Raw genomic sequence first — 6,736 nt, 5'->3', positions numbered from 1 at the left:
GCGGCCTCGGCGAGGAGCAGGGCCAGCGCCTCCGCGAGCGGCGTCAGGGCCGCGGAGGCCTGCCTCACTCGGCGGCGATCGGCGGCGCGGCCCGGACGGGCGAGACCCGGGCCGCGCAGAACTTGAACTCGGGGATCAGGCCCAGCGGATCGAGGGCGGGGGTGGTGAGGAGGTTGGCCGCGGCCTCCGCGTAGCAGAAGGGCATGAACACCATGCCGTCCGGAACGTCGCGGTCGGACCGGACCTTCACCTCGACGGCGCCGCGCCGCGTCTCGAGCCGCATCGTCATGCCGGGCTCGAGGCCGAGGCGGTAGAGCTCGCGCGGGGCCAGGAAGGCCACCGCCTCGGGCTCCAGCGCGTCGAGCACGCCGGCGCGCCGGGTCATCGAGCCCGTATGCCAATGCTCCAGCACCCGGCCGGTCGAGAGCACCATCGGGAACTCGGTGTCGGGCACCTCGTCCGGGGGCACGATCGCCGCCGGCACGATCTTGGCGCGCCCGCTCTCGGTCGGGAAGCCGTCGTAGAAGATGATCTCGTTGCCCGGCTTGTCGGGCGCGTCGACCGGGTAGGTCACGGCGCCCTCGCGCTCCAGGCGCTCCCAGGTGATGTTGGCGAGCGAGGGCATGACCTGCGCCATCTCGGCGAACACGTCGGCCGGGCCGGCATAGCTCCAGTCGAGCCCCATCCGCCGGGCGAGTTCCTGGATGATCCACCAATCCTGGCGCGCGTCGCCCGGGGGCGGCACGACGGGCTGGGCGATCTGGACGCGCCGGTCCGTGTTGGTGAAGCTGCCCGCCTTCTCGGCGAAGGCGGAGGCCGGCAGCACCACGTCGGCGTGGAAGGCCGTCTCGGTGAGGAACAGGTCCTGCACGACGAGATGGTCGAGCATCGCCAGCGCGTGCCGGGCGTGGTTGAGGTCGGGATCCGACATGGCCGGGTTCTCGCCCTCGATGAACATGCCGCGGATCTCGCCGGCATGGATCGCCCGCATGATCTCGACCACGGTCAGCCCGCGCTTCGGATCGAGGGACTGGCCCCAGAACGCCTCGAACAGCTCGCGCACCGCCGCCTTCTCGACGGACTGGTAGTCCGGATAGACCATCGGGATCAGGCCCGCATCGGAGGCGCCCTGCACGTTGTTCTGGCCGCGCAGGGGGTGCAGCCCCGTGCCCGGCCGTCCGATCTGGCCGGTGACGAGGGCCAGGGCGATCAGGCAGCGCGAGTTGTCGGTGCCGTGGACGTGCTGGCTGATACCCATGCCCCAGAAGATGATCGAGGCCTTCGACCGGGCGTAGAGGCGCGCGACCTCGCGCAGGGTCGCGGCCTCGATGCCGCAGACGGCCTCCATCTTCTCGGGCGTGAAGTCGACGATCTTCTGCCGCAGCGCCTCGAAGTTCTCGGTGTACCCGGCGATGTACTGCTCGTCGTAGAGCTTCTCCTCGATGATGACGTTCAGCATCGCGTTCAGCATCGCCACGTCCGAGCCCGGCTTGAAGGCGAGGTGCCTGTAGGCGTGCCGGGACAGCACCTGCCGGCGCGGATCCATGACGATCAGCTTGGCGCCGCGCTGCTTCACCGCATTCTTGAGGAAGGTCGCCGCGACCGGGTGGTTCACGGTGGGGTTGGCCCCGATGACGATGATCACCTCGGCATCGAGCGCCGCCGAGAAGGGCGCGGTCACGGCGCCCGAGTTCAGCCCCTCCATCAGGGCCGCCACAGAGGAGGCGTGGCAGAGCCGGGTGCAATGGTCGACGTTGTTGGAGCCGAAGCCGAGGCGGACCAGCTTCTGGAAGAGATAGGCCTCCTCGTTCGAGCCCTTGGCCGAGCCGAAGCCGGCGAGCGCCTTGGGGCCGTGGCTGTCGCGGACCGTCCGCAGCCCGGCCGCGGCGCGGTCGAGGGCCTCCTCCCAGGTGGCCTCGCGGAAATGCGTCCAGGGGTTGGCGGGATCGACCTGGTCGTTCGCGTCCTTCGGGGCGTTGTCGAGCCGGATCAGGGGCTTGGTCAGCCGGTGGGGATGGTGCACGTAGTCGAAGCCGAAGCGGCCCTTCACGCAGAGCCGGTTGTGGTTGGCCGGGCCGTTCAGGCCCTCGGCATAGACGATGCGCTCGTCCTTGACCTTGTAGGAGACCTGGCAGCCGACACCGCAATAGGGGCAGAGCGAGGCGACCTCACGGTCGGGATAGACGACCCGGGTCTCGTTCGCGTCGAGATAGGCCGAGGGCATCAGCGCCCCGGTCGGACAGGCCTGCACGCACTCGCCGCAGGCGACGCAGGTCGAGCCGCCCATCGGGTCGTCGAAGTCGAACACCACCTTGGACCCGGCCGAGCGGTAGGCCATGCCGATCACGTCGTTGACCTGGACCTCGCGGCAGGCGCGGACGCAGAGATTGCACTGGATGCAGGCATCGAGGTTCACCCGCATGGCCGGATGGCTCGCGTCGGCCTGCCAGCGCTCGGCCGCGGGAAAGCGGCTCGCGGCGATGTCCACGAAATCGGCCTGCGCCCAGAAATGCGAGGTCGGATCGTGCGAAGTCGCCCGGTCCGGCTGGTCGGCCACCAGCAATTCCATCACCATGGCGCGGGCCTTCTCCGCGCGCTCGGTGGCGGTCTTCACCTTCATGCCGATGGCGGGCGTGCGCTTGCAGGAGGCCGCGAGCACGCGCTCGCCCTCGATCTCGACCATGCAGGCGCGGCAATTGCCGTCCGGCCGGTAGCCGGGCTCCGGCTTGTGGCAGAGATGCGGGATGTGGGTGCCGAGGCGCTTGGCGACCGCCCAGATGGTCTCGCCCGGCCGCGCCTCGACCGTCTCGCCGTCGAGCTCGAACGCGATGCTCGGCGGCGCTGCGGGCCGCTCCGTCAGGCCGACAAGCCCGCTCGGCTCGGGCGAGGCCTGGCCACCGGCCTTGGCGCCCTGCGAATAGGGGCCGCCCGCGCCCGGCCGCCCCTCCGGAGCGGCGCCGCCCGCATCCTGGCGCGTCCGCGCCCGGACCTCGGTCCGGTCCGTCGCCTTGCCGTGGAGATCGGGGCCGTCGTTCATTCTGCCGCTCCCAATACGCATACCGGAACTATCGTGCCACGCATCCGCATCGTCCATCACTCGGCGGCGATCGGACGCGGTTCGGGGAAGAGGTCCGGGAAGTAGGTGATGACGCTGGTGAGCGGGTTCGAGGCGGCCTGGCCCAGCCCGCAGATCGAGGCGTCGCGCATGCATTGGGACAGCTCGGCGAGGAGGCCGGTATCCCAGACCGGCTGCTCCATCAGGATCCGCGCCTTCTGCGTGCCCGAGCGGCAGGGCGTGCACTGGCCGCAGGACTCGTCCTCGAAGAAGCGCATCAGGTTCAGCGCCGCGCCGCGCACGTCGTCCCTGTCCGAGAGGACCACGATCGCGGCCGAGCCGATGAAGCAGCCGTATTTTTCGAGCGTGCCGAAATCGAGCGGGATGTCGTTCATCGCCGCCGGCAGGATGCCGCCCGACGCCCCGCCCGGCAGGTAGGCCGCGAAGGCGTGCCCCTCGGCCATGCCGCCGCAATATTCGTCGATCAGTTCCTGGATGGTGAGGCCGGCGGGCGCGAGCTTCACCCCCGGCTCCTTCACGCGGCCCGAGACCGAGTAGGAGCGCAGGCCCACGCGCCCGTTGCGGCCATGGCTCTTCCACCAGGCGGCGCCGCGCTCGATCAGGTCGCGCACCCAGAACAGGGTCTCAACATTGTTGATGAGGGTCGGGCGGTCGAACAGGCCGACCTGGAAGGGGAAGGGCGGCTTGTGCCGCGGCAGGCCGCGCTTGCCCTCGAGCGATTCGATCAGCGACGATTCCTCGCCGCAGATATAGGCGCCCGCCCCACGGCGGAGATGGATGCGGGGGCCGCCCTCCGGGAGCCTGGCGATCTCGCGGGTCAGGATCTCGCGGGCGATCGGGTACTCGTCGCGCAGGTAGATGTAGATATCGGCCGCCTCGACCACGTGGGCGCCGATCAGCATGCCCTCCAGGAAGCGGTGCGGATCGGTGTTGAGGTAGAGCTGATCCTTGAAGGTGCCGGGCTCGCCCTCGTCGCCGTTGACCGCCATCAGGCGCGGACCGGGCTCGCCGCGCACCGAGCGCCACTTGCGCCCGGTGGGGAAGCCGGCGCCGCCGAGGCCGCGCAGACCGCCGTCGTCGAGCAGGTCCAGCACCGCCTCGACCGTGAGCTCGCCGCTGCGGACCCGCTCCAGCGTGGCGTAGCCGCCCTGCGCCCGGTAGGCCTCGTAATCGGTATAGGCCGGGATGTGGGCGTGCGTGTCGCCCGCCTCCACCGCCGCCTTCACGGCGGCCACATCCGCGCGGTGCAGGAAGTTGTGGCCGACCTCGACGGCCGGGGCCTGGTCGCAGAGGCCGACGCAGGGCGCGCGCACGACGCGGACCTCTCCCGTCAGCTCCGTCTGCAGGGTCTCGAGCAGCTTCTCCGAGCCGAACATCGCGCAGGTGATACTGTCGCAGACCCGCACCGTCAGGCGGGGGATGTCGGCCTCGCCCTCCCGCACCACGTCGAAATGCGCGTAGAAGGTCGCCGTCTCGAACACCTCCGCGAAGGCGAGGCGCATCTCGTCGGCGAGGGCGGCGAGATGAGCCGCGCTGATCTGGCCGTAGGTGTCCTGGATCAGGTGCAGGTGCTCGATCAGCAGGTCGCGCCGGCGCGGGCGGTCGCCGAGCAGCGTCTCGATCTCGACCTTGGCCCGCGGATCGACCTGCCTCCCTTTCGGCACGGGCCGCGCCCGATCGCGGCCGCGCCCCGGATGCGAGAAGCGCTGGACGTTCTGATGGTTGGCTTCGCTCATGCCGCTGTTCCGACCGTCCGTGTCCGAGAAGAGTTGCGGGCTTCGTTCGGCCGGCTCATTGGCCGCCGAAGGCGCGCAGGGGCTGACCGGCCTCGGAGCGGTGCTCCATCGCCACCGTGCCGGCCCCGAGAGCCTTGACCCGCGGGCCGACCACCGCGCGCAGGTCCAGCTCGAAGGCATCGAGCGCCGCGTTGAGCGCCTCGATCCGCGCCAGGTCGTCCGCCGCCCCGGCGAGGGCTGCGTTCAGATGGGCGCGCACGCGCTCCGAGAGTTCCGGCGTCAGCGGCGGCCGAGCCTCGGCCGCGTAGGCCTCCGCGACGCGGCCGGCCCAATCGACGCCGTCTCCTGAGACGCTTTGGGGATTGCCGTCCGTCATGGCGCGCTCCACCCGTGTCGTATCGGTCCGCCTCTGCCGGCCCGAAGGCCCGGACGGCTCCCTTGCGGCGGCGCCGCGCAAGCGGCTCCGTCGATGGCCCAGCTTAAAATCGATCCAGACATCGCGTCAAAGACCGGTCCGACAGCAGGACCTTCGTCCCGTCAATGCGTTGGCGCCCCGTTCCGATCCGATCGGGTCGACGGCGCGCCATTGATTATTTGGTATACCACAAACTGAGACGCGGTGCCACGCTGAATCGCGCTTCCCGGATCCGCACCCGGCCGGGCTCGGCCGATGCGAGAGACGGGACGAAACCGGTTCAGGGCGGCGCTGGAACGGCGACGAGGTCCGCCATCCCTCTGCGATGGCAGGTCCGATCGACGGGACGTCGGATGCGACAGCGCGCCCGCAGCGCGTTCATCCCGTGTTCGGCGAGCGGCATGCAAGGCTCTGCCATTCGACCGGAGCCGCACGTGTCCCCCACCTCTCTCCCTACCGCCGAGGCCGTGCCGAGCACGGGCCCCGACGTCGTGATCGCCGTGCCCGTCCGCAACGAGTGCGAGCGCATCGCGGCCTGCATCAAGGCCATCGACGCCCAGAGCGGACTGGCGCCCGGCCGGCTCGGACTGGTGCTGTTCCTGAACAACTGTACGGACGGCACCGAGGCGATCGTCGAGGCCCTGCGGCCGGACCTGTCGATCGCCCTGCGCGTCCTCACTGTCGTCCATGCGGGGGCCCATGCGGGCTGGGCGCGCCGCGCCGCCATGGACGAGGCCGCGGCCTGGATCGAGGCGGGCCCCGGCACCGGGACGATCCTGACCACCGATGCCGACAGCCGGGTGCCGCCGGACTGGGTCGCGCGCAATCTCGCCGCCCTCGACGCCGGGGCCGACGCGGTCGCGGGCCGGGTGGAGCTGGCGCCGGAGGAGGCCGCGCTCCTGCCGCCCTCGCTGCCCGCCCGGGGCCGTCTGGAAGATGCCTACGACGCGCTGATCACCGAGGTCGAGACCATCCTCGATCCCGATCCGCACGATCCCTGGCCGTGCCACCGCACCACGATCGGCGCCTCGCTCGGCGTGCGTGTCCAGGCCTACCGGCAGGTCGGCGGCATGCCGGAGATCCCGCTGGGCGAGGACGGCGCCTTCGTGGCCGCCCTGCTCCAGCAGGGCTTCCGGGTCCGGCATCCGCGCGACGTGGTGGTGACGATCTCGGCCCGCCTCACCGGGCGCGCGCCCGGCGGCGTCGCCGACACGATCCGGGCGCGCTGCGAGGAGCCCGACGCCCTCTGCGACGCGCGCATGGAGCGCCTGCCGCGGCTGATGCTGCGCTGCTGGCTGCGGCGGCGCCTGCGCCGCCTGCACGCCTCGGGCCGGCTCGCGACGAGCCGGGCCTGGGCGCGGGGCCTGGCGATCCCCGGTGACGAGGCCGGACGGATCGCCGGCCTGCCGCTCGCCGCCCAGGAGATCTGAAGAGCGGCGTGGCGGGAGAGCGTGTAGAGCGCGGGGGTGGGCGGATCGTTAAAAAAAAGAAGCGGCGGCGCGCTGCGAG

The 6,736-nt window shown here is 71.2% G+C and carries 4 protein-coding genes; 1 reads left to right on the top strand and 3 read right to left on the bottom strand.

Annotation, left to right across the window (positions count from 1 at the left end; all coding sequences use genetic code 11):
- Window positions 1–64: 64 nt before the first annotated feature.
- Genes fdhF through MET9862_RS28035 form a run of 3 tightly spaced genes read right to left on the bottom strand, consistent with a single transcriptional unit; the run spans window position 65 to window position 5,188 of the window.
- Window positions 65–3,037 carry a formate dehydrogenase subunit alpha gene (gene fdhF / locus MET9862_RS28045; protein WP_142586185.1) on the bottom strand — a complete coding sequence of 991 codons (2,973 nt, stop codon included), beginning with the start codon at window positions 3,035–3,037 and terminating at the stop codon, window positions 65–67.
- A gap of 56 nt (window positions 3,038–3,093) precedes the next feature.
- Window positions 3,094–4,812: an NAD(P)H-dependent oxidoreductase subunit E gene (locus MET9862_RS28040; RefSeq protein WP_142586184.1), complete on the bottom strand. Its 1,719-nt coding sequence runs from the start codon at window positions 4,810–4,812 to the stop codon at window positions 3,094–3,096.
- A 55-nt stretch (window positions 4,813–4,867) separates the two neighbouring features.
- Window positions 4,868–5,188 carry a hypothetical protein gene (locus tag MET9862_RS28035; protein WP_142586183.1) on the bottom strand — a complete coding sequence of 107 codons (321 nt, stop codon included), beginning with the start codon at window positions 5,186–5,188 and terminating at the stop codon, window positions 4,868–4,870.
- A gap of 473 nt (window positions 5,189–5,661) precedes the next feature.
- Here MET9862_RS28035 and MET9862_RS28030 point away from each other — a divergent pair, with 473 nt between their 5' ends.
- Window positions 5,662–6,657 carry a glycosyltransferase family 2 protein gene (locus tag MET9862_RS28030; protein ID WP_244612945.1) on the top strand — a complete coding sequence of 332 codons (996 nt, stop codon included), beginning with the start codon at window positions 5,662–5,664 and terminating at the stop codon, window positions 6,655–6,657.
- The last annotated feature ends 79 nt before the right edge of the window (window positions 6,658–6,736 follow it).

This window comes from Methylobacterium symbioticum, assembly GCF_902141845.1.
GTDB classification, from domain to species: domain Bacteria; phylum Pseudomonadota; class Alphaproteobacteria; order Rhizobiales; family Beijerinckiaceae; genus Methylobacterium; species Methylobacterium symbioticum.
This window is presented reverse-complemented; position numbering and strand designations above follow the sequence as displayed.